The organism is Roseospira goensis, assembly GCF_014197795.1.
In the GTDB taxonomy this organism is placed as follows: Bacteria; Pseudomonadota; Alphaproteobacteria; order Rhodospirillales; family Rhodospirillaceae; genus Rhodospira; species Rhodospira goensis.
This window is the reverse complement of the sequence record NZ_JACIGI010000022.1, coordinates 1-25,073: the sequence shown is the minus strand read 5'-3', so window position 1 is coordinate 25,073 and position 25,073 is coordinate 1. Positions and strand designations below refer to the sequence as shown.

At 70.3% G+C, this 25,073-nt stretch carries 23 protein-coding genes; 17 read left to right on the top strand and 6 right to left on the bottom strand.

Going from position 1 to position 25,073, the window contains the following annotated elements; genetic code table 11:
• Positions 1-8: 8 nt before the first annotated feature.
• From GGD88_RS12765 to ectA, 4 genes are all read right to left on the bottom strand, one after another.
• Positions 9-692: a FecR domain-containing protein gene (locus GGD88_RS12765; protein WP_184436020.1), complete on the bottom strand. Its 684-nt coding sequence runs from the start codon at positions 690-692 to the stop codon at positions 9-11.
• Positions 693-841: 149 nt separating this feature from the next.
• Positions 842-1,237 (bottom strand): ectoine synthase, encoded by a 396-nt coding sequence (locus GGD88_RS12760; protein WP_184436018.1) that lies wholly within the window; start codon positions 1,235-1,237, stop codon positions 842-844.
• A gap of 262 nt (positions 1,238-1,499) precedes the next feature.
• Positions 1,500-2,789 carry a diaminobutyrate--2-oxoglutarate transaminase gene (gene ectB, locus GGD88_RS12755; RefSeq protein ID WP_184436016.1) on the bottom strand — a complete coding sequence of 430 codons (1,290 nt, stop codon included), beginning with the start codon at positions 2,787-2,789 and terminating at the stop codon, positions 1,500-1,502.
• A 63-nt stretch (positions 2,790-2,852) separates the two neighbouring features.
• A complete protein-coding gene (gene ectA, locus GGD88_RS12750; RefSeq protein WP_184436014.1) occupies positions 2,853-3,443 on the bottom strand; it encodes a diaminobutyrate acetyltransferase in 591 nt (196 codons plus the stop codon).
• Between the two features lie 635 nt (positions 3,444-4,078).
• Between ectA and GGD88_RS12745 the strand changes: the two genes are divergently transcribed.
• The 9 genes from GGD88_RS12745 to GGD88_RS12705 all read left to right on the top strand — a co-directional run bounded on the left by GGD88_RS12745 (position 4,079) and on the right by GGD88_RS12705 (position 16,021).
• Positions 4,079-4,321, top strand: coding sequence for a hypothetical protein (locus tag GGD88_RS12745; protein ID WP_184436012.1), 243 nt, complete (start codon positions 4,079-4,081; stop codon positions 4,319-4,321).
• A gap of 165 nt (positions 4,322-4,486) precedes the next feature.
• Complete coding sequence (locus GGD88_RS12740; protein WP_184436010.1) at positions 4,487-6,646, top strand: VTT domain-containing protein; 2,160 nt, start codon at positions 4,487-4,489, stop codon at positions 6,644-6,646.
• Positions 6,647-6,649: 3 nt separating this feature from the next.
• Positions 6,650-7,453, top strand: coding sequence for an endonuclease/exonuclease/phosphatase family protein (locus tag GGD88_RS12735; protein WP_184436008.1), 804 nt, complete (start codon positions 6,650-6,652; stop codon positions 7,451-7,453).
• A 160-nt stretch (positions 7,454-7,613) separates the two neighbouring features.
• Positions 7,614-9,374 (top strand): fumarate reductase (quinol) flavoprotein subunit, encoded by a 1,761-nt coding sequence (frdA, locus tag GGD88_RS12730; protein ID WP_184436006.1) that lies wholly within the window; start codon positions 7,614-7,616, stop codon positions 9,372-9,374.
• Positions 9,371-10,117: a succinate dehydrogenase/fumarate reductase iron-sulfur subunit gene (locus GGD88_RS12725; protein WP_184436005.1), complete on the top strand. Its 747-nt coding sequence runs from the start codon at positions 9,371-9,373 to the stop codon at positions 10,115-10,117. Before frdA ends, GGD88_RS12725 begins: the two co-directional genes overlap by 4 nt.
• Positions 10,114-10,506 (top strand): fumarate reductase subunit C, encoded by a 393-nt coding sequence (locus tag GGD88_RS12720; protein WP_184436004.1) that lies wholly within the window; start codon positions 10,114-10,116, stop codon positions 10,504-10,506. The genes GGD88_RS12725 and GGD88_RS12720 overlap by 4 nt, the downstream gene beginning before the upstream one ends.
• Positions 10,507-10,508: 2 nt before the next feature.
• The gene (gene frdD / locus GGD88_RS12715) at positions 10,509-10,856 is read left to right on the top strand and encodes a fumarate reductase subunit FrdD (protein ID WP_184436003.1); all 348 of its coding nucleotides are present in this window, start codon (positions 10,509-10,511) and stop codon (positions 10,854-10,856) included.
• A gap of 178 nt (positions 10,857-11,034) precedes the next feature.
• Positions 11,035-14,151, top strand: coding sequence for a malto-oligosyltrehalose synthase (treY, locus tag GGD88_RS12710; RefSeq protein WP_184436002.1), 3,117 nt, complete (start codon positions 11,035-11,037; stop codon positions 14,149-14,151).
• A gap of 163 nt (positions 14,152-14,314) precedes the next feature.
• A complete protein-coding gene (locus GGD88_RS12705; RefSeq protein WP_184436001.1) occupies positions 14,315-16,021 on the top strand; it encodes a PAS domain S-box protein in 1,707 nt (568 codons plus the stop codon).
• Positions 16,022-16,356: 335 nt separating this feature from the next.
• On the opposite strand, the gene GGD88_RS12700 is transcribed toward GGD88_RS12705, so the two are convergent.
• Entirely contained in the window at positions 16,357-17,232 is an 876-nt protein-coding gene (locus GGD88_RS12700; RefSeq protein WP_184436000.1) for a hypothetical protein, read from the bottom strand.
• Between the two features lie 413 nt (positions 17,233-17,645).
• On the opposite strand from GGD88_RS12700, the gene GGD88_RS12695 reads away from it, so the two are divergent.
• The 8 genes from GGD88_RS12695 (at position 17,646) to GGD88_RS12660 (ending at position 24,053) form a co-directional block, all read left to right on the top strand.
• Positions 17,646-18,845, top strand: a complete 1,200-nt coding sequence (locus GGD88_RS12695) for a tyrosine-type recombinase/integrase (protein WP_184435999.1) — start codon at positions 17,646-17,648, stop codon at positions 18,843-18,845.
• Positions 18,846-19,042: 197 nt separating this feature from the next.
• Positions 19,043-19,360 carry a DUF4258 domain-containing protein gene (locus GGD88_RS12690; protein ID WP_343056354.1) on the top strand — a complete coding sequence of 106 codons (318 nt, stop codon included), beginning with the start codon at positions 19,043-19,045 and terminating at the stop codon, positions 19,358-19,360.
• A 12-nt stretch (positions 19,361-19,372) separates the two neighbouring features.
• A complete protein-coding gene (locus GGD88_RS12685; protein WP_184435995.1) occupies positions 19,373-19,924 on the top strand; it encodes a helix-turn-helix domain-containing protein in 552 nt (183 codons plus the stop codon).
• A gap of 377 nt (positions 19,925-20,301) precedes the next feature.
• Positions 20,302-20,688: a hypothetical protein gene (locus GGD88_RS12680; RefSeq protein ID WP_184435993.1), complete on the top strand. Its 387-nt coding sequence runs from the start codon at positions 20,302-20,304 to the stop codon at positions 20,686-20,688.
• A 73-nt stretch (positions 20,689-20,761) separates the two neighbouring features.
• Entirely contained in the window at positions 20,762-21,568 is an 807-nt protein-coding gene (locus GGD88_RS12675; protein WP_184435991.1) for a bifunctional DNA primase/polymerase, read from the top strand.
• Positions 21,561-23,084: a DUF3987 domain-containing protein gene (locus GGD88_RS12670; RefSeq protein ID WP_184435989.1), complete on the top strand. Its 1,524-nt coding sequence runs from the start codon at positions 21,561-21,563 to the stop codon at positions 23,082-23,084. Before GGD88_RS12675 ends, GGD88_RS12670 begins: the two co-directional genes overlap by 8 nt.
• A gap of 241 nt (positions 23,085-23,325) precedes the next feature.
• A complete protein-coding gene (locus GGD88_RS12665; protein ID WP_184435987.1) occupies positions 23,326-23,733 on the top strand; it encodes a hypothetical protein in 408 nt (135 codons plus the stop codon).
• The gene (locus GGD88_RS12660) at positions 23,730-24,053 is read left to right on the top strand and encodes a hypothetical protein (protein ID WP_184435985.1); all 324 of its coding nucleotides are present in this window, start codon (positions 23,730-23,732) and stop codon (positions 24,051-24,053) included. The genes GGD88_RS12665 and GGD88_RS12660 overlap by 4 nt, the downstream gene beginning before the upstream one ends.
• An 867-nt stretch (positions 24,054-24,920) precedes the next feature.
• Here GGD88_RS12660 and GGD88_RS19415 read toward each other — a convergent pair.
• The coding region (locus GGD88_RS19415; protein ID WP_184435983.1) for a DUF1353 domain-containing protein at positions 24,921-25,073 on the bottom strand (153 nt) is incomplete at its 5' end.

The following is a 25,073-nucleotide window of genomic DNA, read 5'->3' as shown; positions in this document are numbered from 1 at the left end:
CCCGCGTCTCAGGGGTACGACGCCCGCAGCCGCATGTCCGTGGCCCGGCTGGCCGGCCAGGCGGTCGGCGCGTAGGGCGGCTGACCGCGCGCCACATCCACCCCGCTGCCGGCGCCCAGCACCGTGACCGTCCCGTCGTCGCCCGCGTCCGTGCCCCGCACCATGACGCGGCCGTCGTCGGCGTAGACGGTGGTCAGGAGGCCGTTGGACTCGACCAGGAAATGCCCGCCCTCGCAGGTGGCGGTGGCGGCCCGCGTCGCGACGGTGAAGCCGGCCCACTGCGACCCCGATGCGAACTCGATCCGCACCAGACCGCGCCGCAAGGTCGCCCGACCCTGCCAGCCGTCGGGGTCCGGGGTCTGCGCCTCGATCCGCAGGTCGGTGGCGGCGCCCAGGGTCAGCACGACGCCGCCATCCAGGCGCACGGAGGCGCGCGCGCCCTCCCCGGTCACGACGTGCGACCCGGCTCGCACCCGCATGCCGGTCTGCATCGGCCGCGCGAAGGCGTCCTCGATCACGCTGGCGCGCCCCATGAAGAGGGTGACATGCCCGATGCTGTCGGCACCGATGCCGTCGGGGGCGGCGGTCGCCGCTCTCGGCGGCCCGGCTGCGATCATGCCGGCCGCCACGGCGAACAGCCCACCCCCGAGCCGCAGCGCCGTGCGCCGTCCGATGCGCGCGCCCTTCGTCATCGGCGATCCTCTTTTTCCGTCATCTTTCCGTCTTCCGCCCCGCGCCGGACTGGCGGTCGCCACCGGGACACGAAAAACCCGGCGGGCGCGGGCCAGTGTCGCCCACACCGCCGGGTCACGCCAGCCCTTTTCGGCGCGCCAGGGTGGCGCTACGCGTCGTCGGTCAGGACCGGATAGACGCCATTCTCGTCGTGTACCTCGCGCCCGGTCAGCGGCGGCGTGAAGACGCAGACCATGCGCATGTCCTGCGTGCCGCCGCGCAGCTTGTGGCGTTCGTGGCCGTTCAGGACGTAGAGCATGCCGTCGCTGATCGGGTGGACGGTGCCGGTCTCCAGGTCCTCGATCTCCCCGTTACCGGCGACGCAGTACACCGCCTCCAGATGATTGGCGTAGTGGATGTAGGTTTCGGTGCCAGCACGGATAACGGTGTCGTTCAGCGAGAAGCCGGCGCCGTCCTTGCGCAGGAGAAAGCGGCGGCTGACCCAGTTGCCGCCGTCCACCTCGGCGTCGGTGCCAACGATATCCTTCAGGTGCTTCACGATCATGGGTCTGGATGCTCCGTAGTTCGGGTCCGCATCGAACCGGGCGATGCACAGAAAAGGCTTATCCCCCCTGCGCCCGGCGACCAAAGAAAAGAATGGTGCGGTCGCATGGATACGAACGGCTCTCCATTATGGGCCGACCTGCAACAGGGGATAAGCCGGGCACAGAAAAGCACCCGCCCCGGCCCAGAGAGCGGGCGGGGCGGGCGAGGGTCTTGCCCCGGACCGCGCGGGCGCGGACCGGGAGGTCATGATGCGACCGCCGTCAGGCGGCGGGCCGGTCCGCGCCGGCGATGCGCGCGGCCACCGTATCGACGGCGCGGGCCATGATGTCCAGGCCCTCGCGCAGGGCGTCTTCCGGGATGGTCAGCGGCGGCAGCAGCTTGGCGACCTCGGAGTCCGGCCCCGAGGTCTCCATGATGACACCGTTGGCGAACGCCTCGGCGCAGACCTGATCGGCCGCCCCCTCGACCCCCAGGGCGATGCCGCGCATCAGGCCGCGGCCGCGCACCTCGGGCTGCAACTGCGGATGCTTGGTGGCCATGGCGGTCAGCGCCTCCTCGATGATGGCGCCCTTGCGCTCCACCTCGCGGGACAGCGCATCGTCGGTCCAGAAGCGCAGCGCCTCGGTCGCGGTGACGAAGGCGGTCGCGTTGCCGCGGAAGGTGCCGTTGTGCTCGCCCGGGCTGAACACGTCCATGTCGGGGCGCACCAGGACCAATGCCATGGGCAGGCCGTAGCCGCTGATCGACTTGGACAGACAGACGATGTCCGGCTTGATGCCGGCCGGCTCGAAGCTGAAGAACGGGCCGGTGCGGCCGCAGCCGGCCTGCACGTCGTCGACGATCAGGGGCAGGTCCCAGCGCGCGCACAGGTCGTTCAGGCGCTTGAGCCAGCCGAACGACGCGGCGTTGATGCCGCCCTCGCCCTGCACGGTCTCGACGATCACGCCGGCCGGCATGTCCATGCCGGAACCACCGCCCGCCAGCATGCGCTCCAGGTAGTCCAGGCTGTCGAAGCCGCCGTCGATGAAGTCGGCGAACGGCATGAACACCGTGTTGTCGAGCGGCAGACCGGCGCCGCCGCGCTTGAAGGCGTTGCCGGTCACCGCCAGCGAGCCCAGCGTCATGCCGTGGAAGGCGTTGGTGAAGCTGACGATCTTCTCGCGACCGGTGACCTTGCGGGCCAGCTTGAGCGCGGTCTCCACGGCGTTGGTGCCGGTCGGCCCCGGGAACAGCACGCGATGTTCCATTCCGCGCGGGGCGAGAATCACCTCGTGGAACCGCTCCAGGAAGCGGGCCTTGGCGCTCGTACCCATGTCGAGGGCATGGGTGATGCCGTCGTTGGCGATGTAGTCCAGCAGCGCGGCCTTCATGCCGTCGTCGTTATGGCCGTAGTTGAGCGCCCCGGCACCGGCGAAGAAGTCGATGTACTGGCGACCGTCCTCGGCGTGAATCAGGTGCCCCTTGGCCGTGGTGAACACGGTCGGGAAGGAGCGGATATAGCTGCGGACGGCCGACTCGTGGCGGTCGAAGACGTCGAGGGTGGCGGTCATGGAAGTCATCCGTATTCGGTTACTCTCAGGTCGGATCGGGTCGGGCGGGTCGGGGACGCGGCGTCAGGCCGCCTGGGCCTGGCGCAACGGGCCGATGCGGAACAGGCGCTCGGCCTCGAAGGTGGCGTCGGCCTCCTCGGGCGACGGGAAGGCGTCCTCCTCGAACAGCGGCGCCACCTCGCAGGGGGCGCCGTGGCGCCGCGCGATGGCGCGGAACAGGCGCTCGGACGGCTCGTTCGACGGCGTGACCGAAGCCTCCAGCCACCGCGCCTGGCCCTTGAGCGGCGCGGTCCACAGCAGGTGCTCGATCATCCGCGAGGCCAGACCCTGGCCGCGCGCCTGTTCGGACACGGCCACCTGCCAGACGAACAGCGCGTTCGGACGCGCGGGCGGCGCGAACCCGATCACGGATCCGACCGGCTCGTTGTCCATTTCGGCCAGGACGCAGGTCTCGGGGAAGAAGTGGCCCATCATCATGTACGCATAGGGCGAATTCAGATCCAGCTTGCCGCTGTCGCGCGCCAGCGTCCAGATCGTGGCGCCGTCGTCACCCGTCGGCCGGCGCAGGCGCACCGGCGGGGTGGCCTTCGCCTCGGGCGCGGACGGCCGGGCGGCGGCGGGAGTCCGGATGGGGGAGATGGACGTCTGGGTCATCGATCCCTCGGTCTTCTGTGGCTGGGGCGGGTGGGGCTGCGGTGCGTGGGGGGCCGGAGCGCCGCAGGGCCTCCGGTTCGGGACAGTCACGGTCTGGAAAAGCGCCGACCCGGCAAATGCTCGCCGCGGAACGACCGGATGCCCGACAGGCACGGGCGCCATGGTCGGGCATGCCCGACCGGCGACGACGCCGCCGCCACACCGGGCGGTCCAGGAGATCGGGTCGGATGATCTCGCATCGTCGGAGAGGAGAATACGCCTCTCGTCGAAATTGTCAACCCCTTAGCCATAACACTCGCACTGGCATGAAAAGAAAATATCTGGAAATAAAATTTATTTTCCCTCATGGCCCTCTCAAATTTTGCTTCAATATAGCGATTTCAGAACGTCATGGTCGGATTTTTTTCTCTTTCGGGGGGTTGCGTTTCCCCGTCCAATCCGTATCCTCCTCACCGAACGCCGGGCTCTGCCGCCTGGCGCGCCACGGGTCCCACGCGCTGTGCGGTGCGACCCGCTCTCTTGGGGATGCCGCCGGCCCGGACACCCTGTTGTCTGCCGTGACCCTGTGCAACGCCGGCGCAATTCTGGCTCACCCTTCGTTTCTTCAGCCATTTCCGTAGTGGAGGATGACCGCCATGAAAGGTCATATTGTCGTCGTCTCGCATCACGCCGAGGGCTACCGGGCCGACGTGGTCGGCGTCGCGAACTGCCACGCCGTCGCACCGACGGTGGACGACGCCGTCAACGAAGCGTCCAAGGTGCTGACCGAGCGCGTCCGGACCGGCGCCAGGCTTCCGGCGCCCCGCCCCTCCATCGCCATGCTGGACGAGGTCGCGCGCCGCGACGGCTGCGCCGGTGCGTGCCTGCGGGTGGCGTAAGACCGGGCGCGGCATTACCTTCGGGGCATGTCGCACATCCCACCCTCCGATGGCGCCGGTATCGGCGCAAACGGTGGCGCGCGCCCCGCGGGGGCGCCGCCACCGCCGCCTGTGGCCGAACCCGGCCGCACCTGCTGGCAGATCAGCCGGGCTGACCGCCTCCGCGTGCTGGTCGACGGCGCGGCGTACTTCGAGACGCTGCGCGCCGCGCTGATTCAAGCGCGCCGGCAGATCCTCATTACGGCCTGGGACATCTCCAGCGCCGTCGCCCTCGTGGACTCCCGGACGCCGCCCGACGACGGCTGGCCGACGACCATCGCTCCGCTGCTGCGGGCGTTGACGGAGGCACGGCCGGCGTTGGAGGTGCGCATCCTGTTGTGGGACTTCCCGATGCTGTACGCCAGCGACCGGGAACTGCTGCCCGCCCTGCGCCAGGACTGGAATCCCAACCCGCGCATGCGCCTGCGCCTGGACGGCAGCGGTCCCGTCGAGGCCTCGCACCACGAAAAGATCGTCGTCATCGACGACCGCGTCGCCTTCACCGGCGGGCTGGACATCGCGCCGGCGCGCTGGGATACCCGCGCCCATCATGCCGACGACACACGTCGGCGCTTGAGCGGCAACGGCGACCCCTACCCCGCCTTCCATGACATGCAGGTGATGATGGAGGGGCCGGTTGCCGGCGTGCTTGGCGCCCTGGTGCGCGAGCGCTGGGCGCGGGTGACCGATGAACCGGCACCCGCCGCGCCCCCGGCCGACCTGCCCGCGCCCTGGCCGGCCGGCGCGCCCGCCGACATCGACCGCCTGCCGGTGGCGCTGGCCCGGACCGCCCCGGCGACGGCCCATGCCGCGCCGGTGGAGGAGATCGCTCGCCTGATCGAGGCCGACATCCGCGCTGCCCGGCGCTGGATCTACATTGAGGACCAGTACCTGACCGCCCGGGTGGCGGCGCACGCCCTGGCCGACCGGCTGGCCGAGCCCGACGGACCGGAGGTGGTGGCGGTGGTGCCGCGCATCTGGGACGGCTGGCTGGAGACCGCGACCATGGGGGTGGGGCGCGAGCGGTTCCTGCGCCTGATCAGGGCGGCCGACCGTCACGGCCGGCTGCGCGTGGTCACGCCGGTGGTGGAGGGCCGGGGGCCGGGCCATTTGAAGATCCACACCAAGCTGATGATCGTCGATGACATCGCCCTGCGGCACGGCTCGGCCAATCTGAACAACCGCTCGATGGGCCTGGACACCGAACTGGACCTGCACATCGAACCCGGCCTGCCGGATCCTGACACCGGCGAGCCCCGAGGCGCCGCCGTGTCGGACTTCATCGAGCGGGTCCTGTGCGACCTCCTGGGCGAGCACCTGGCGACGGCGCCGGACACCGTCCGCGCCACCCTGCGGGAGACGGGATCGCTGCGCGCGGTGCTGGACCGCCATGGCGATCCCCAAAGGCGCGATCTGGTCCCGGTCGAAAGTGGCGATGCCCCGCCCGAACTGGTGGAAGCGCTGCCCTACCCCGTCCCCGGGGACTTCGAGAAACCGGTGGCCGCCGAGGACCTGCCCAACGTCTTCCTGCCCGAGGGCACCGAACTGGTGGGCCGCCGCCGGCATCCCTACGTCCGCGCGGCGGCGTTGATCGGGGTGGTCGTGACCCTGGTGGCGGTGTGGCGGCTGACGCCGCTGCACGGCTCGCTCACGCCGGAGGTCGTCTCGGCCTGGATCGAGGCCGTGCGCGCCCATCCGCTGGCGCCCCTGGGGGCGATCGGCACGATGTTCTTCGGCACCCTGCTGCTGGCGCCGATCACCGCGCTGATCGTCGCCATGGCCCTGGTCTTCGGACCCGTGCTCGGATTCATCTACAGCACGGTTGGGGCCCTGGCGAGCGCCGCCGTCGGCTTCCGGATCGGCCGCGCGCTGGGCCGCCAGGGCGTCTCCAGACTGATCGACCATCACGAGCGCCCGCGCAAGGTGATGACCGCGCTGCGCCGTCACGGCATCAAGACGGTGCTGTTCTTCCGCATCGTGCCCGTGCTGCAGTACACCCTTACCAACCTGGCCTGCGGCGCCGCCGGCATCTCGTGGCGGGCCTACATCTGGGGTACGCTGATCGGCATGGTGCCCGGCATCGCGGTGATGAGCCTGTTCGGCGAGGGGCTGGGCCGGCTGCTGCGGGCCAGCACATGGGGAGAGGCCGCCGTCATCGCCGCCGCCCTGTTGGGCCTGGTGCTGCTGGTGCGCGCCGGCTCGCGGGCGCTGGCGCGCCGGCGTGGCCCCGAGACGGACCCGGCGGCGTCGGCGACCGGCGCGCCGACGGCGGACCGCGGGGACTGATCCATGCCGGTCCCGACCGCCGCGCCGGCCCTGCGCGTCGCCACCTATAACGTGCATGCCTGCGTGGGCCTGGACCGGCGCCGGGATGTGCGCCGGGTGGCCCGCGTCCTCGGCGAACTGGATGCCGATATCATCGGCCTTCAGGAGGTTCTGGGTCCCGGCGCCGACCTGGAGGACATGACCGTCTGGCCGCTGACGTCGGACAGCGACAGCCGCGACATCGACCAGCTCGCGGTGTTCGCCGACACCCTCGCCTACGAGGCCCGCGCCGGCGCCAACCTGCTGCGTGCCGGCCGCCGCTATGGCAACGCGCTGCTCAGCCGCCACCCCATCGTCACCGCGCGGCGGCTCGATCTGGCCCAGGACGGGCGCGAACCGCGCGGCGCCATTGACGCCCTGGTGCGCACACCGGGCGGGCCGTTACGGGTTGTCGTCACCCACTTCGGTCTCGCCGGTCCGGAACGGGCCTGGCAGGCGGACCGCCTGGCCGCCCTGCTGGAAACACCCCACGCCGAAGCCGGGCAGCCGCCGGCGGGCACCGTCCTGCTGGGCGATTTCAACGACATGTGGCCGCCCTCGCCGACCTACGGCCCGCTGATCGACCGTCAGGGCTCGCAGCCACCGTGGCGGCGCACCTGGCCGGCCCTGACGCCGCTGTTGCCGCTCGACAAGGTGTGGCCGTGCCGGGGCGCGCCGCTGGTCTCCGCCGCCGCCTGGCGCAGCCGGACGGCCCGTCTGGCCTCCGACCACCTGCCCCTGGTCGGTCGACTGGCGCTCCCGGCCGGCGCCGGACCGGTCCTGCCCTGATCTGCCCCAGGCCCGCAGCGCGGGCGGTCGGTGAACTTTCACGGGCCGCCGGGCATATCCGCCTTACCCCCTGTGGCGGAAATCTGTTAGCGTTTCGCTCCCGTAGCCTGAGCACGGATCCGGGCTGTCGGGCCGGATCCCAGAGCGTGGAGCCCACCTTATGGAAACCATCCAGTCCGATGTCGTGATCGTGGGCGCCGGGGGCGCCGGTCTGCGTGCCGCGATCGCGCTCGCCGAGGCCGACCCCAAGCTGCGGATCGCGCTGCTGTCCAAGGTCTACCCGATGCGCAGTCACACCTGCGCGGCCGAGGGCGGCGCCGCCGGCGTCGTCAAGGGGGACGACAGCCTGGACCTGCACTTCGACGACACCGTCGGCGGCGGCGACTGGCTGTGCGATCAGGACGCCGTCGAGTTCTTCATCAACGAGGCCCCGCGCGAACTGACCCGGCTGGAGCACTGGGGCTGCCCGTGGAGCCGCGAGAGCACCGGCGCGGTCGGTGTGCGCCCGTTCGGCGGCATGAAGATCATGCGCACCTGGTTCGCCGCCGACAAGACCGGCTTCCATCTGCTGCACACACTGTTCCAGACGTCCCTAAAGTATCCGTCGATCCGGCGCTTCGACGAGGTCTTCACCACCGACCTGCTGGTGGCGGACGGCCGCATTCAGGGCTGCTGCGCCCTGGAGATGCGCAGCGGCGCCATGCTCCAGTTCCAGGCCCCGGCGGTGATCCTGTGCACCGGCGGCGCCGGCCGGGTGTTCCCGTTCACCACCAACGGCGCGATCAAGACCGGGGACGGCATGGCCCTGGCCTACCGGGCCGGCGTGCCGCTGAAGGACATGGAGTTCGTGCAGTACCATCCCACCGGCCTGCCCGGCACCGGCATCCTGCTGACCGAGGGCTGTCGCGGCGAGGGCGGGGTGCTGCGCAACAAGAACGGGGACCGCTACCTCAAGGACTACGGCATGGGGCCGGAGACACCCCTGGGCGAGCCGGTGCTGAAGACCATGGAGCTGGGGCCGCGCGACCGCCTCAGCCAAGCGTTCTGGCACGAACAGCAGAAGGGCAACACGGTCCCGACCAAGTGGGGCGACTGCGTCTACCTTGACATGCGCCACCTGGGCGAGCAGAAGATCAACGAGCGCCTGCCCTTCGTCCGCGACCTGGCCAAGAGCTACGTCGGCGTGGACATGGTGAGCGAGCAGGTGCCGATCCGCCCCGTGGTGCACTACATGATGGGCGGCATCCATACCGACATCCACGCCGCCACCCCGCTGCCCGGGCTGTTCGCCGCCGGCGAGTGCGCCTGCGTCAGCATCAATGGCGCCAACCGGCTCGGCTCGAACTCGCTGACCGAGCTGCTGGTGTTCGGCCGTCGCGCCGCCGAGAGCGCCGCCGCCTACGTCAACAGCGACGCGCCGCCGATCGACACCGCGGCCGCCGACCGCCAGGCGGCCGAGGCCGAGGCCCGCATCCACGCCCTGTTCGACCGCGCGGACGGGGGCGAGACCCTGGCCGGCATCCGCACCGCGATGACCGACACGATGGAAACCGGCGCCGGCATCTATCGTGACGAGGCCCTGCTCACGGACACCGCCAACACCTTGGCGGCGCTGCGGCGCCGGCAGGGCGGCATCGCGCTGAAGGACAAGAGCAAGGTCTTCAATACCGAACTGACCCAGGTGCTGGAACTGGCCTGCATGCTGGAGGTGGCGGAGACGGTCGCGGTCAGCGGCCTGGCCCGCAAGGAATCCCGCGGCTCTCACCAGCGCCTCGACTACGTGGACCGCAACGACAGCGACTACCTCAGGCACTCGATGGCCTATTCCCAGGGCGAGGAGGCGCCGCGCATCGACTACCTGGACGTCGTCATCACCAAATCCCGTCCCGGCGTGCGCGACTACTCGGGAGCGAAGTCATGAGTCAGCGGCAGATCACCTTCGAAGTCCTGCGCTACAATCCGGAGGCTGACAGCGCCCCCTGGATTCAGACCTATTCCGTCCCTTGCGAGGAGGAATGGGTGATCCTCGACGCCATCAACTACATCAAGGACCACCTCGACAGCACCCTGAGCTACCGCTGGTCCTGCCATATGGCCGTGTGCGGCAGTTGCGGCATGACGGTGAATGGGGAGCCCACCCTGTCCTGCAAGGCGTTCCTGCGCGACTACAAGGGCAGCAAGATCCGCGTCGAGCCGCTGACCCACTTCCCGGTCGAGCGGGATCTGGTGGTCGTGCTGGACGACTTCATGGAAAAGCTGCAATCCGTGAAGCCCTATCTCATGCCCAAGACGGAAAAGCCGGTCGAAGAGGGTGAGTACAAGCAGACGCCGCGCCAGCTCAAAAACTACAAGCAGTACACCATGTGCATAAACTGCATGTTGTGCTACGCCGCCTGTCCCCAGTACGCCCTCAATCCCGAGTTCATCGGTCCCGCCGCCCTCGCCCTCACCCACCGCTACAACCTCGATTCCCGCGACGCCGGCCGCAGCGAGCGCCAGGAGGTGGTGGCCCAGCACGAAGGTGTCTGGGAGTGCTCGTTCGTCGGCGCCTGCTCCGAGGTCTGCCCGAAGGACGTCGATCCCGCCGGCGCCATCCAGCAGATGAAGATCGCCAGCACCGTCGACTGGCACCTGGAGCACCTGATGCCGTGGAGGCGGAAATGAGCCGCAATCCCTACATGCGCGTGGTCCCCAAGACCACGTGGTACCTGCGCAATGGCCGGTATCTGCGCTACATGGCGCGCGAGGTCACCTGCATCTTCATCGGGCTCTACGCCATTATCCTGACCATGGGACTGGTGCGGCTCGCCCAGGGACCCGATGCCTGGAACCGCTACATCGCCGGCATGGCGGAGCCGGTCGCCCTGGTGTTCCACCTGGTGGCGTTGGGCTTCGCCTGCTATCACGCCATGGGCTGGTTCAACGTCACTCCCAAGGCCATGCGGATCCCGAAGGGGGACGGCTTCGTGCCCGACAAGACCATCATCGGCGTCCACTACGGCATCTGGGGCGGTGTCTCGCTGGTGTTGCTGATCCTGATGGGAGTGCTGTGATCATGGCCAAGTCCAACAAACCCATCGTCTGGGGCCTGTTCGCCGCCGGTGGCACGGTCTCGGCCTTCGTCATCCCGGTCATGATCCTCATCACCGGCCTCCTGGTGCCGCTGGGTGTGTTCGGGTCGGAGGCCATGTCCTACGACCGCATGACGGCCTTCGCCGGCAACTGGCTAGTGAAAGTCATCCTGTTCGGCGTCCTCACGCTGACGCTCTGGCACGCCGCCCACCGCCTGCGGGTGACGGCGCACGACTTCGGCCTGCGCAATGACGGGCCGATTGCCATCGCCGTCTACGGGCTGGCCGGGCTCTTTACCGCCGTCGCCCTGTTCGCGCTGCTGTCCATCTGAGCGTCGCGGCCCGGAGCATGGTCACGGACCGTAGGGCACGGACCGTAGGGCACGGACCGGAGGCCACGGAACGGAGGGGCGGTCGGCGGCGTTGCCGCATCGCCATCGGTCGCGGTCGCAGGCGTCCGCGGCGTGGCCGGCCCGTCCGTCCGTCCGTCCGTCAGCAAAGAGGTCTCCGATGCCGTCCCATCCGGCTCTCGATCCGTCCGCCGCCCCGCACGCCGGCACCGCGGCGCAGGGATCTCCGCCGGCCGCGCCGCGCGCCACCTACCGGCTACAGCTCACGCCCGATTTCGGCTTCGATGCCGCCACCGCCATCATCCCCACCCTGGCCGCCCTCGGGGTCAGCCACGTCTATCTGTCGCCGATCCTGACCGCGCGACCGGGCTCGGCCCACGGCTACGACATCATCGACCACGGCCGCATCAACCCGGAGCTGGGCGGCGCCGAGGGCTTCCGTCGGTTCAGCGACGCGCTCCTGGTGCAGGGCCTCGGGCTGATCGTGGACTTCGTGCCCAACCACATGGGCATCGGCGTCGGCGAGAACCACTGGTGGCGCGACGTGCTGGAGTGGGGCCGGGACAGCCCCTATGCCGACTGGTTCGACATCGACTGGGAGCCGGCGGAGCCGTCGCTGTACGGCAAGATCCTGCTGCCGGTGCTGGGCGACCACTACGGCGCCAGTCTGGAGCGCGGCGAGCTGACCCTGCGCCACGACGCCGAACAGGGTGGCTTCGTGGTGCGCTACTACGAGCACGCCTTTCCGATCCGGCCGCACGACTACGGCGACATCCTGCGCCGGGGCATGCGCATGGAGCGTCCGGAGGACAGCGTCCTGGCGCTGGTCGTGGCCGGCGCCGACTCCCTACGCGCGCCGATCCAGGACACCGGCGGCGTCCTCAGCCGGCACCGCACCGCCCAGGTGGTGAAACGCCGGCTGGCCGAGCTGATCGCCGACACCGCCGAAGCCCGCGCCGTGGTCGCCGCCGCCGAGGCCGCCTTCAACGGCACGCCCGGCCGGCCCGCCAGCTTCGACGACCTCGACGCGTTGATCGAACGCCAGAGCTACCGCCCCGCCTTCTGGCGCGTCGCCGCGCACGAGATCAACTATCGGCGCTTTTTCGAGATCAACGACCTCGCCGCCCTGCGCATGGAACGCGGCGACCTGTTCGAGACCGCCCACCGTCTGCTGTTCGACCTGATCGCCGAGGGCCGGGTGCAGGGCGTGCGGCTGGACCATGTGGACGGGCTGTGGGATCCGCAAGCCTACGTCCAGCGCCTCCAGGCCGACGCCCGCGACGCCCTGGTGCGCGGCGTGAAGGCCGGTCGGGTCCAGCCGGGACCGGCGACGGAGACGACGACCGAGCCCGCGCCGCCCCCCTCGCCGTTCGGCCCCGACCAGCCGATGTACGTCCTGGTGGAAAAGATCCTGGCGCCGCATGAACGCCTGCGCGCGGCGTGGCCGATCGCAGGGTCGACCGGCTACGAGGCCCTCAACCAGATCCTGGGGCTGTTCGTGGATCCGGTCGGCGAAGATCCGCTGAACGCGACCTACGCGGCGGTCGTGCCCGGCAGTATCCCCTTCGAGGCCGAGGTGCGCGCCGCCAAGCGGCTGGTCATGGAGGAATCCCTGGCCAGCGAGATTGGCGTCATGGCCAACCGCCTCAACCGTCTGGCCAAGCGTGCGCGCGCCACCAAGGACTACTCGCGCATGGCCCTGCGCGCCGCCCTCATCAACGTGATCGCGCACTTCCCCGTGTATCGCACCTACGTCAGTCCGCGGCCGATAGGCGAATGGGCCGGCCCGCCCCAAGAGGCGCCCGACGCCGACGCCGCCCGCATCGACGACCAGGACCGGCGCGACCTGCAATGGGCCATCGGGCGCGCCCGCAAGGCCGCGCGCACGCCGGATCTGTCGGTGTACGATTTCCTCTACGACGTGCTGACGGGCGATCTGGCCGGCGCCGGGGCCGGTCACCCGCCCGATGCCGTGCTCGAAACCGCCATGCGGGTGCAGCAGATCACCGGCCCGGTGATGGCGAAGGCGATGGAGGACACCGCGTTCTATCGCTACGTCCGGCTGGCGGCCCTCAACGAGGTGGGCGGCGAACCGGATCGCTTCGGAGTGTCGCCGGCGGCGTTCCACCATCTGTGTCAGGCCCGCCAGGAGCACTGGCCGTTCAACCTGATTGCGACAGCAACCCATGATCACAAGCGCGGCGAGGACGCCCGCATGCGCCTGGCCCTGATCTCCGAATGCCCGGAGCTGTGGACCGACCGCGTGCGCCGCTGGCAGGACCTCAACCACCGGCGCCTCACCACGCTGGCCGAGACCCGTCGCGGCCCGAGCGCCAAGGACGAATACCTGCTGTACCAGACCCTGCTGGCCACGTGGCCGCTGGAGATGGCGCGGACGGACGACACCGGCGCCCCGCTGCCGCCGGAGCCGGAGGCGCTGGCGGCCTATACCGAGCGAGTCGCGGCCTACATGCTGAAGGCAGCGCGCGAGGCCAAGGTGGATACCGCCTGGACAGCCCAGGATTCGGACTACGAGGCCGCTCTGGACGGGTTCGTGCGGGCCGTGCTGTCGCCCACGCTGGGCGGCGCCTTCGTCGCCGACATGGCCGCCTTCGTGGCCCGGCTGGCCCCGGCCGGCGCGGTCAACGCCCTCAGCCAGACCACGGTGAAGCTGACCATGCCGGGGGTGCCCGATCTGTACCAGGGCACCGACCTGTGGGATTTCAGCCTGGTGGATCCCGACAACCGGCGCCCGGTCGATTTCGCGGGCCGGGCCCGCAGCCTGCGCGAGGGCGCCCGGCCGCCGGCACGGCTCGACACCTGGCGAGACGGCCATGTCAAACAGGCGTTGATCGCGGCCGTGCTGGATCTGCGTCGCCAGGCCCCGGCCCTGTTCGCGCAGGGCGGCTACGTCCCGCTGGAGACGACCGGCGCCGAAGCCGACCGGGTGCTGGCGTTCGCCCGTACCGCGCCCGAGACGACGGCGTCCACCGAGACCACGACCGTTGCTTCGCCCACCGTCGCCGCCATGGTGGTCGTGGTGCCGCGCCTGGTCTGGCCGCTGATGGGCGACGCCGCGCGCCCCCTGCCCCAAGGCTGGGGCGATACCCGCGTCATGCTGCCCGACGCCGACGGCTGGCCGGCCGGCGCGCTGCGGTCGGCCCTGCATGCGCCCGACACCCCGCCGCACCGTGCGGCGCCTGCGGACGGGAGCCTGTCCGTCGCCGACCTGCTGGCGGACTTCCCGATCGCGGTGCTGGTGGCGGACGCCCGGTAACCCGGCCCGCCGCGGTGCGCGCGGGCCCGATCACCGGTATAGTCCTTATGGCTATACGACGTCCTTGTACTGCCGTGGTATAGGGTGCCTGTTGGCAGCGGCCGCGTCGCGACCGTGTTCGGGCGCCGGCCGTCGTCCGCATTTCCGGACGCGAGCGTGACCCATGTTCTCGTCAATCACAACGCGGCGCGCCCTGAAGCTGGCCGCGACCTACGGCGCCATTGCGGCGGTGTGGATCCTGTTCTCCGACGCGGCGCTCCACCTTGTCGTGCCCAATTCGGACGGGTACGTCGCCTGGTCCACCGTCAAGGGCTGGGGCTTCGTCGCCGTCACCGCCACGGTGCTGTTCTTCGGGGCCCGCGCCATGCTGCGGCGCGGCTGGTCCGAGGGCAACCAGGCTCGCCGGCTCCTGGCCTGCACCGGTGACGGGATCTATGGCTTGAATCTCGCCGGCGCCTGCACCTTCGCCAACGATGCGTTGGCCGAGATGCTCGGCTACGACTCGGTCGACGCGCTGATCGGCCAGACCATGCACGACCGGATCCACCACCACCACCCGGACGGCGCGCCATATCCGGCCGAAGAGTGCCCGATCCACGGCGGCCTGATGAAGGGCCGCAGTTTTCACAGCAGCCGCGAGGTGGTGTTCCGACGCGATGGGACCCCGGTTCCCGTGGCGGTGTCGAGCCAGCCCCTGACCGATGATCGGGGCGCGCTGGTGGGGGCGGTCATTGCGCTCCGGGACGTCACACCGCTGGAGCGGGCGCGCGCCGCCGTGGAGGAAAGCGAGCAGAGGTTCCGCCGCCTGTTCGAGAACACCCCGGTGCCGTACCAGTCGCTCGATGCCGATGGTCGCATCGTCGCCGTCAACAAAGCCTGGCTCGATGCCCTGGGCTACCGCCGCTCCGACGTCATCGGCCAGTGGTTCGGCGATTTTCTGGTCGAGGCGGACCGACGGCTCTTCCCCGAACGGTTCGAGGCCTTCAAGGCCCAGCGCGTCGCCGCCGGTGCCGAGTACGACGTTCTGACCGCCGGCGGGCACGTCCGCCGCGTCTCGTTCGAGGGCCGGGTCAGCCTGGATCTCGCCGGCGCGGTGGTCCAGACCCACTGTGTGATGACCGACCTGACCGAACGCCGCGCCTTCCTGAACGCGTTGGAGAGCAGCGTGACGGGGATGGCGAAGTCGGACGCCGAACTCGTCCGGTTCAGTCAGGTCGTGGCCCACGACCTGCAGGAGCCGGTCCGGGAAGTGGTCAGCTTTTTGGACTTGGTCCAGCGCCGCCTCGGCGGCTCCCTCTCGGCCGATGCACAGGAGTACATGCACTTCGCGCAGTTGGCGGGCGAGCGCATGAAACAGCACCTGTTGGCGCTCCAGAGCTTCGTGGCCGTGGTGGCGCAACGGCACGCCTTCGTGCCGGTCTCGCTGAACGGGGTCTGTCGCGACGTGCTCGCCTTCCTCGACCCGGCCCTGGCCGACGACAAGGACCGGGTGACCGTCGCCGACCTGCCCACCGTGGCCGGTGATCCCGGCCTGCTGCGGATCCTGTTCCGGGTGCTGGTCGACAACGCCTTGCGCTACCGGCGGCCGGCCGTCGCCCCCGAAATCCGGATCGACGCACGCCGGGACGACGGCGCCATCGTCATCCAGGTGATCGACAACGGCCGCGGCATCGACGCCAGCCAGCGGTCCCGTGTGTTCGAAGCGTTCACGCGACTGGCGGCACCGGGCGAGCCCGTCACGGCCGGCATGGGCCTGACCGTGGCCCGCAAGATCTGCGACATCCACAAGGGGAGCATCTGGGTCGAGGACCGGCCGGACCGGACGCCGGGCACGGTGGTGTCCGTGCGCCTCCCCCTCGACCGTATCTGATCCTGGACGGTACCCCCTTGGCGCCGGCTCGTCGGGACACGGGCGAGACACCGCGTCGCGGCGCCCCCCGGGGGGCCGGCTCATACCGCCACACGGACGACGTGATACCGCCGCGGCTATGAGGGAAGCGGCGGCAACCACGGCTGACGGCAGAGCGAACGGATGACGTAGAGCCGATGGTTCGAAATCGGAACCGGAGAGGCGATCCGATTTCGAACCTGAATCGGCTCGAAAATGTTCGATTTTGGAGCAGATTCACGCGCCAAAATGGGACCGTGGCGCGATTCCATTTTGGCGCGATCTGCTCCAGTCGCTGTAGGTCATGAGACCATCCGTCAGCTCGCGTCGATCTTTTCGGCCATCTGCGTCCGCATATCCCTCCCGTCCACCGTCTTCTCAACGACAATGAACAGACCTCTGCCGCCGCTCGTCTTCTCCCATAGTTGGCCGATGGTGCGTTTTTCGGCCGTATCGGGGCCGTCGGCGATGTGGGCGCCCTTGTATTCGATCACGAGAAGACGGCCATCCTCGAGGTGTGCGACGAAATCGGGGTAGAACTTGTCCGTTGCGGTCGGCAGCCAGAACGAGTTGGGATGGCGGGCAACGTTGCGGATCCAGAACCTGACCCCCGGCAGGCTGTCGATGGCCTGGGCGCACTGGACCTCCTCGCCATTTTCGGCGCCGTCGAAGGCCGGCACATGGTCGGGGCCGAGGAAGTGCTTGCGGGGTTTCCAGCGGCCACGATACCGGCGCTGGTCCCAATACATCCTGTCCTTGAAGGCGAAAGCCTCGTCGAACGACACGTCAACCTTGGCGTCCGCAGCGAACAGGTAGCGCTCGAAGGCCTCGTCCAGCGCCGCCCTGTAAGGATGCCTCGCGTTCTTGAGCGCCTCGGCGGTCTGAAGCCGGATGGTGTTCGACGGCACCAGCCACAGCACCATCGGATAGTTCTTCTCGATCCAGGCGTCCCGCGCGATGCCGACGGCATAAGCCCCCAGGACCGTCTTGCCGCCGCCCGTCGGCAGGCGCAGGCAGACATAGGGCACGGCCGACAGGTCCCCCAGCGGCTTGTAAGTGCCGCCGAACCGACCCAGCCGCCTGGCCTGCTCCGGCTCCCGCGTAATTGCCTCATACGCGCCCTTCGGACCCGCGACGCGCGCGTCTTCGAAGAAGCGGCGCAGGACGGAGAGCGATTTCGGCCCATCCGCCACAGCCGAAGGTGAACAGCCCGCCCCTCATATCCCTTTGAACCAACGCAAAAACCCGGCCGAAGCCGGGTTTGGAGAGCGCGTTCTCTAGCATAAATGGCGGAGGGGGTGTCCGCCGAACCAATATCCCGACCCGTCCGGACCCGTCCGAAAATCCTGAGTGACTGCAGCATGTTGCAAACCACCTGTCCCGACCTGTCCTATTGCAATCCAGTTCCAGCCGGCGCATAATGTGGGACGAAATGTGGGACTGAGGGTGTGTGCGCACCGTGGGACCGAAGTAGGGCGAGAATCGAACCCGCCCCTTCTAAGCCCCTGATTGCATTGGCCCCGATTTTTGGTTTCGGACTCCGGCCCGGAAATCGAAGCCCGTCCCACAGAAATCGCACCGAGAGGGCGGCGGAAAGGTGCAGACCATGGGCAGGCTGACGGCGGCGGCGGTCCGCGCGCTCAAGACCCCGGGGCGCTACGGCGACGGGCGCGGGCTCATGCTGGTGGTGGACAAGGGCGGGTCCCGCAAGTGGGTCCTGCGCATCCAGGTGGATGGCCGCCGGCGCGATATCGGGCTTGGCTCGGTCGAGACCGTCTCCCTGGCCGAGGCCCGGGCGGCGGCGGAGGCGATCCGCAAGCAGTACCGCGACGGCAAGGACCCGGTGGCGGACCGGCGCAAGGCCCGCGAGACCATCCCCACCTTCGCGGACGCCGCGCGTCTGTGCCACCAGGAAAACCGCCCCGCCTGGAAGAACCCCAAGCACGCGGCCCAATGGCTGTCCAGCCTCGAACAGCATGTGTTTCCGTCGCTGGGCGATATCCGTGTGGACCGGATCGACGGCCCGATGGTGCGCGACACGCTGGCCGGCATCTGGCTCACGGTGCCCGAGACGGCGCGGCGGGTGCGGCAACGCATCCTGACCGTGATGGACTGGTCCCGCGCCAAGGGCTTCCGCAGCGAGGAACTGCCCGTGCGCGCCATCGCCAGGGGGCTGCCCCGCCAGCCGAAGCAGGATCGGCATTTCGAGGCGCTGCCGTGGCAGGACGTGCCCGCGTTCGTGCGCGGCCTGCGCGCCTACACCGCCGGCCCGGCCGTCAAGCTGGGGTTCGAGTTCATGATCCTGACCGCCGCCCGCTCCGGCGAGATGCGCGGGGCGCGCTGGGACGAGATCGACCGCGAGGCCCGGCAATGGCGCATTCCGGGCAACCGGATGAAGGCGGGCCGGCCGCATGTCGTGCCCCTGTCCGACCGCGCGTTGGAAATCCTGGACCAAGCATGGGCGCTCCGCCGCTCCGACGATCAGGCGCTTGTGTTCGAGGGTGCCCGTCCGGGACGGCCGATGTCCGACATGACGCTGACCATGACGTTGCGGCGCATGGAGGTGAACGCCACCGCGCACGGGTTCCGGTCATCGTTCCGCGATTGGGCAGCGGAAACGACGAACGTCCCGCGCGAAGTGGCCGAACAGGCGCTGGCGCACACGCTGAAAGACAAGGTGGAGCGCGCCTACCGCCGCTCCGACCTGCTGGAAAAGCGGCGCCTGCTGATGGAGCAGTGGGCCGCCACCGTGACCGCCGAGGACCGGGGGGCCACCGTCGTCCCCATGGCCCGGCCGGGCGCCTGATCACCCCGCGCCACCGTGGATTGTGCAGGCGTCCTGATCGCCACCCCGCCCGCCCGCGCCTGCGACCTGAAACAACCTGAAGCCATGGGGCCGGCTGACGATGATGGGCCATCAATCCGGCGGAGCCTTAACGCCTTTCCATGAGAGGGAACGGGGCAACGTCGAATTGACATTTCGTCACCCTTGACCCATCTTCGATGGTGCTCCATCGCGTCCCAAGGCGTGCCATGCCGTATCATGACGAAACCCGGCGCATTCATGCTCTGGCCCGCAATCCGGGGACGCGGTGGAAGTGGACCGGTCACGCGGAAACCCGAATGCGGGAGCGGGGAATCACCCGCCTCGACGTGCGCGCCGTTCTGCAACGCGGCGCCGTCGTCCGGGTGGAGCAACCCCGGTTCGATGAGACCTGGAACGTCCGGGGCCGCGACGGCGACGGCCGGCCCCTCGAAATCGTGGTGGTGGCGCGGGACGACGCGCTGATCGTCACCGTCATCACCGCCTGGGAAGCGTAGGAGACCCCGCCCATGTCCGAGCCCTGCCCGATCTGCGGAGGCGAGACCCGCGCCGAAGTGTTGCCCGAGTATGCCGACGACCTGCTGGGGCTGCCCGTCGTGCTGCGCAATGCCGTGGTCCGCGAGACCTGCACCGCGTGCGGGGCGACCACAACCGAAATCCCGGACCTGGATGGCCTGACCGCCGCCCTGGCGGTTACGCGCGGGCTCTACCCGCTGCAACTGACCGGGGCCGAACTGCGCTTCCTGCGCAAGGCCACGGGCATGAACGCGCGGGACTTCGCGGACGCCATCGACCTGGACACCGCGTCCCTGTCGCGCTGGGAGAACGACAAACAGACACTCGGGGGCTACGCCGAAAAGGTGATGCGGGTGTTCGTCTGCGAGGCCCTGCACGATCAGGCCCCGGCGATCCCGTATGCCGCCGGCATGATTGCGCGCCTGAAGCTGCGCCCGCACGGCTCCATGCCGCCGTTCCGGCCGGTCATGGATCGGGTGCGGTTCAGGATGGAGCGCGAAGACACCGCGCGCCTGCGATGGGAGACCGAGCCCGTCGCAGCGTGACACCGATCCGGCGGGGCTAGGGTAGCTCCCGAACACCCGGCACCGCACCGGGCCGCCCCGCGCGCAGACTGAAACGGGCGCCCCCTCCCCGAGTCGCTGACCGGTGGAGGCCCCATGCCCCCGCCCTCCCCTGCACCGAAAAGCGGCCCACGGCCTCCCACGCGATCAAAAGGCGTGGCCCCGCGCCAAGAGTAGCGAGTGCGCAGCACTCGGCTGTTCTCGCCGGGACTGCCCGGCCACGATCACCGCCACCCATCTCTTTGCGTGTCCGCATGTGGCTCAGGCACGCAAAAAATGCCGCACCGCGCGCAGACTGAAATCGATCACCGTCCCGTCATCGCCGGATGTATCCGGCACCACTCGACGGGATGCACGACATGATACACCCCATGATCCCCGGTCCGCACGACACCCGCGCCAGTCGGGCGGGCGATATCGCACCGCTGCTGGTGGATATCCCCACCACGTGCCGTCTGACCGGCAAGTCGCGGACATACATCTACGACCACCTGGACCAATTCCGATCAGCACTGATCGGCCGGACGCGGATGATCGACTATCGGTCGATCCGGGAGTGGGTAGACCGACAACTGGCCGAGGCCGGCCACGCCCCCGCGACCACCCCGCCCGCCCCCACGATCACCCCCGATCTGATCGCCGCCGCCGAGGCCGTGGCGATGTCCCCGCGCGCGATGGGCGACGCCCGGGCCCTGGCCCTGCGCGTGCTGGACCTGGCCGGGCAGGACGGCGAGGCCGCGCGATGACCCGCCTGGACTTCGACGCCCTCCCGGAGGCCATCGGTCGCTCGCGGGCGGTGGTCGCCGACAGGGGCGCCGCATGACTGCCGGCCTGCTACGCGCGGCGCTCTGGTACGCGGGGAGGGGGTGGCGCGTCCACCCCCTCCGGCCGCGCCACAAGCTGCCGCTGCTGCGGGGGTGGCCGGACCAGGCCACCACCGATCCCGACACGATCCGCCGGTGGTGCGCGGAGACGCCCGACGCGAACGTGGGCATCGCCACCGGCCCCGCGTCTGGCCTGCTGGTGCTGGACGCCGACACCGCCGACGCACTGGCCGGCTTGCCGGGCACGCTGCCCGAGGGGCCGACCGTCCGCACCGCGCGCGGGGCGCACTGCTACATGATGCACCCGGACGGCGACGCGCCGACCACCCGCTCGCACCTGTGGCCCGGTGTCGATACCCGAGGCCGGGGCGGGTACATCGTGGCGCCACCGTCCATCCATCCGTCTGGCCATGTCTATGAGTGGACCACGCGCCCGACCGTCCCGCTCCCGACCCCGCCCGATTGGCTGCTGGATCGCCTGACCCCACCACCGCCACCGCCGCGCCGGGAGGTGGAGTTTTCCGACCCGGCCGGCGCCAGTCGGTACGCCGCCGCCGCGCTCCGGCGGGAGTGCGAGGCCGTTGCCCAGGCCGGCCCGGGCACGCGCAACGCCACCCTCAACGCCGCCGCCTACAGTCTCGGCACCCTGGCCGGGGCCGGGCTGATCGACCCTGTGGTGGTCGCCGAGGCACTGTCCCGCGCTGCCCTGGCCGCCGGGCTGACCGCACGGGAGGTCGAGCGCACCGTTGCATCCGGCTTGCGGGCCGGGGCCGCAAATCCCCGCGAGGTGACCCATGTATGATGATGCTGCCCGCGCCGCGCGGGAGGGCATGGCCAGCGCCACCCGCGCGCCCGGCCCCGATGACTGGCCAGACCTGGATCCCGCCCTGTGGCGTGGTGGCCGGGCCGATCCGCCGACCCTGCCCATGGACCTGTTCGGGGCGGTGTGGGCCGCGTGGATCGCCACCGCTGCCGAGGGGGCATCGGCGCCGCCGGACTATGTGGTGGCCGGCCTGCTGCCCACGGTCGCCACCCTGATCGGCACCACCCGGCGGGTGTCCCCGTGGGCCGATTGGGCGGAGCCGTCCGTCCTTTGGTGTGGTGCCGTCGGCGACCCGTCCAGCGCCAAATCCCCGGCCGCCGATCCGATCATGCGCGCCCTGCGCACGGTCGAGCGCGACATGGGGGCCGACTTCCCCGACCGTCACGCGCAATGGACCGCCGATCAGGAATTGGCATCGGCGCTGAAAGACCGGTGGAAGGCGGAGGTGAAGGAGGCCGCCAAGATCGGATCGCCCGCGCCCCTCCCGCCCGAGGGCATGGACCCCGGCCCGGAGCCGCGTCCGCCGCGCGTCATCATCTCCGACACGACACCGGAGGCGATGGCCGACGTGTTGGCCGCGAACCCGCGCGGACTGCTGACCACCCGGGACGAGTTGGCCGGATGGCTGGAATCGTTCGAGCGCTACTCCGGCGGATCGAGCCGCGCCCTGTGGATCGAGGCGTTCGGCGCCCGGCCGTACACCATCGACAGGGTGAGGACCGGCAACACCTATATCCCCGCGCTGTCGGTCTGCATCCACGGGACCACACAACCGGATCGGCTGGTGGACCTGCTACGGGACGCCGACGACGGGCTGGCCAGTCGGTTCCTCTGGTCCTGGCCGGACCCGATCCCGCCGCGCCGGCCGACCGGCCGCACGGATCATGGCATGGTCGAGCGGGCATTCGGTCGCCTGCTGACCCTGACCCCGGACGGCGACCGTCCGGTGATCGTCCCGGTGGATGCCCCGGGTTGCGGGGCCATGGATATGTTCCGGGTGCAGTCCTACCGCGACGGCCGCGCCGCATCCGGGCTCATGGCATCGGCCATCGGCAAGGCGCCCGGGCTGGTGCTGCGGCTGGCGCTGGCCCTGGAGCATCTGTGGTGGGCCGTCACCGCCGATCCGGCCCCGCCTTCCGGGGTGTCGGTGCGGGCGATCCATGCGGCCGCCGCACTGTGGATGACGTACTTCCGGCCCATGGCTGCCCGCGTCTACGGGGACGCCGCGCTGCCCCGGGCGGATCGGGACGCCGCCACCCTGGCCCGGGCGATCCGGTCCCGCCGCGCCACCACCATCAACCTGCGCACCGTCCGCCGGACGTGGCGTCTGCCCCGGCTGCGGGAGGCGGATCGCCTGGCCGCCGCTGCCCAGACCCTGGTGGATGCCGGCGCCCTTCACGCCGCCCCGGCCCGGGAGGGTGAGCGGGCCGGCCGGACCCGCGCCGACTATCTGGTGTCTCCCCGCCTGCTGGAGGGGGTGGACGATGAGAGCTGACCCTGCCGCGTGGGCGGAGGAATGGCTTTCCCTGGCCCGTTCTCATACGCCCACCCCCCGTGCCAATAGCGCCGTTAGCGCCAATCGCTACACCTATGCGGTAACAGATCATATAAAAACCCGCCAAGGTGGAGCTAACGGCACTATTGGCACTAACGGCAAGGCTTCGACGGATCCGCACGCCACCCTCGCCACCGAACTTGCCGCCCGGGCCGACCGCGCGGCGGAGGCCGTGGCCGGAATGGAGGATGACGCGGACGAGCGCGCCGCGATTGCGGAGTTCGACGGCGGGATCCCGCGCGAGTGGTGCGACGGCTGGGCACGGTTGCAGGCCATGGCACCGCCGGCCGGGTGCACGCCGCGCCAGTGGGCGCGCCTGATCGACGATGCCGGGCGCTTCCTGGACCAGTGGGCCGCCACCGCATCGTCCCTCGGCTGGACCACGGCCGACGTGTGGGGGGTGCACCCGACCCGCCCCATGGCCCGGTACGACCACATGGGCTTGGTGGGGCTGCTGGACGGCGCCCGTGTCGTGGTGTTGACCGCCGACACCGCGACCCTGCGCACCGCGTCCGGCGCGACGAACAACGCCTACCGCCGCCCGGTGACCGGATCGGTCCCGGTCTGGACGCTGCGGGCATCGCCATGATCGGCCCGGCCGACACCTGCGACCCGCTCCTGGACGGCGCAGGAGCCCGACCCCACCGAACCGCACCGACCTGGGGGCCGTGGGCTCTCAACCTGCCCGATACCGAGCGCGCCGCCCGATGCCGCGCCTTGGCGATGGCCGTCCGGCTTCATGCCGGTCCCGCTGGTGCCGATGCCGTCGAGGCCCTGCGACGGGCGGAGGCCGATCCCGAGACCCTGCCCGATGCCGCTGCCGCGTTCGACCGCTTGCCGACGCTGTACCTGCGCCGCGCATTGGCGTCGTTCGCCGCGCTGCATCGCCCCCGGAGGGATGCCGCGTGACGGTGTCGCCACACCACGTTGCCCGCTTGCGTCTTGACCATCATCTTGCGTTCGACTGGCGGGACCGATGCCCACGGCTTGGTCAACCCGCCCGGACAGCATATGGCCGACGCGCCACGCATCCCGCCAGAGCGGCCCGTGTGTGCGCATCATGGCCTTGGCCGGTGTTCCCCACCCGCGAGGGCGAGATTGCGCTGTACGGGCTTCCCAGGGCCGAAAAACGGCACATGCACCGGAGACCCCCTGAGTTATCCGAAGGTTCCCGCGCGAATTTCGCGACACCCTAAAAGGACGGCGCCCCGACGCCGACACAGGCGCCCGCCGCGTCTGGTGTGTCCGGTTTCATCCGGGCCAATTCGGTCCCAGCCGGGAACGGAATGTGGGACGAATTGTGGGACCGGCCTCCCTGCCCAGGAAAAAAGCAAGCCCGGTCAGGGACTTGCCTCTTCTGAATGGCGGAGGGGGTGGGAGAGCAGAGGCGAGATTTTCTGCCGCAGGCGTCGTACCCGGCGCCCGCCTGCCCATCACCCTGCCCATCATCCGGACGGGGGTGCGCGACCTGGGGGTCGGCGCCCGGCGCAGCCTCGACAGCCGCCCCGGCGGGCTCATCCCGATCGGCCGCCAGCGCAGCGGCATAGCGCGTCCGGCCATCCTCGTCCCGCGCTCCAGTGGCTCGGCGATTTCGAGCGCTGCCTCGCCTGGGCATGGCGCGCGATGCGCGCCGCCTAACCCCCACTGCCCCGGCTTCGGCCGGGGCGGCCCACCGAGGGCCGTCGCCATGCCCGACCCCCGCACCCGCCTGATGGACTCGGGCCGCCGGACCCTCACGGATGCCGGCCGTCGGCGGCGCGACACCCTGGCCGCCGGTTAGCCGGGCGCGGCGGCCCGGCCCCGCCAGTACGTCCAGCCGCCGGCTCGGACGGCCGCGTACATGAGGGTGCGGCGCAGCCAGGTGACGCCGGCGGCCCTCAGCAGGTCTCGGAAAATGGCGTCGGCCTGGGCGCGGGCGACCGGGGCGCC

Excerpts from the sequence above, each read along its gene's own strand:
- GGD88_RS12765 (WP_184436020.1), bottom strand. The coding sequence starts at position 692 with ATGACGAAGGGCGCGCGCATCGGACGGCGCACGGCGCTGCGGCTCGGG.
- GGD88_RS12760 (WP_184436018.1), bottom strand. The coding sequence starts at position 1,237 with ATGATCGTGAAGCACCTGAAGGATATCGTTGGCACCGACGCCGAGGTG.
- ectB (WP_184436016.1), bottom strand. The coding sequence starts at position 2,789 with ATGACCGCCACCCTCGACGTCTTCGACCGCCACGAGTCGGCCGTCCGC.
- ectA (WP_184436014.1), bottom strand. The coding sequence starts at position 3,443 with ATGACCCAGACGTCCATCTCCCCCATCCGGACTCCCGCCGCCGCCCGG.
- GGD88_RS12745 (WP_184436012.1), top strand. The coding sequence starts at position 4,079 with ATGAAAGGTCATATTGTCGTCGTCTCGCATCACGCCGAGGGCTACCGG.
- GGD88_RS12735 (WP_184436008.1), top strand. The coding sequence starts at position 6,650 with ATGCCGGTCCCGACCGCCGCGCCGGCCCTGCGCGTCGCCACCTATAAC.
- frdA (WP_184436006.1), top strand. The coding sequence starts at position 7,614 with ATGGAAACCATCCAGTCCGATGTCGTGATCGTGGGCGCCGGGGGCGCC.
- GGD88_RS12725 (WP_184436005.1), top strand. The coding sequence starts at position 9,371 with ATGAGTCAGCGGCAGATCACCTTCGAAGTCCTGCGCTACAATCCGGAG.
- GGD88_RS12720 (WP_184436004.1), top strand. The coding sequence starts at position 10,114 with ATGAGCCGCAATCCCTACATGCGCGTGGTCCCCAAGACCACGTGGTAC.
- frdD (WP_184436003.1), top strand. The coding sequence starts at position 10,509 with ATGGCCAAGTCCAACAAACCCATCGTCTGGGGCCTGTTCGCCGCCGGT.
- treY (WP_184436002.1), top strand. The coding sequence starts at position 11,035 with ATGCCGTCCCATCCGGCTCTCGATCCGTCCGCCGCCCCGCACGCCGGC.
- GGD88_RS12705 (WP_184436001.1), top strand. The coding sequence starts at position 14,315 with ATGTTCTCGTCAATCACAACGCGGCGCGCCCTGAAGCTGGCCGCGACC.
- GGD88_RS12695 (WP_184435999.1), top strand. The coding sequence starts at position 17,646 with ATGGGCAGGCTGACGGCGGCGGCGGTCCGCGCGCTCAAGACCCCGGGG.
- GGD88_RS12690 (WP_343056354.1), top strand. The coding sequence starts at position 19,043 with ATGGTGCTCCATCGCGTCCCAAGGCGTGCCATGCCGTATCATGACGAA.
- GGD88_RS12685 (WP_184435995.1), top strand. The coding sequence starts at position 19,373 with ATGTCCGAGCCCTGCCCGATCTGCGGAGGCGAGACCCGCGCCGAAGTG.
- GGD88_RS12680 (WP_184435993.1), top strand. The coding sequence starts at position 20,302 with ATGATACACCCCATGATCCCCGGTCCGCACGACACCCGCGCCAGTCGG.
- GGD88_RS12675 (WP_184435991.1), top strand. The coding sequence starts at position 20,762 with ATGACTGCCGGCCTGCTACGCGCGGCGCTCTGGTACGCGGGGAGGGGG.
- GGD88_RS12670 (WP_184435989.1), top strand. The coding sequence starts at position 21,561 with ATGTATGATGATGCTGCCCGCGCCGCGCGGGAGGGCATGGCCAGCGCC.
- GGD88_RS12665 (WP_184435987.1), top strand. The coding sequence starts at position 23,326 with ATGGAGGATGACGCGGACGAGCGCGCCGCGATTGCGGAGTTCGACGGC.
- GGD88_RS12660 (WP_184435985.1), top strand. The coding sequence starts at position 23,730 with ATGATCGGCCCGGCCGACACCTGCGACCCGCTCCTGGACGGCGCAGGA.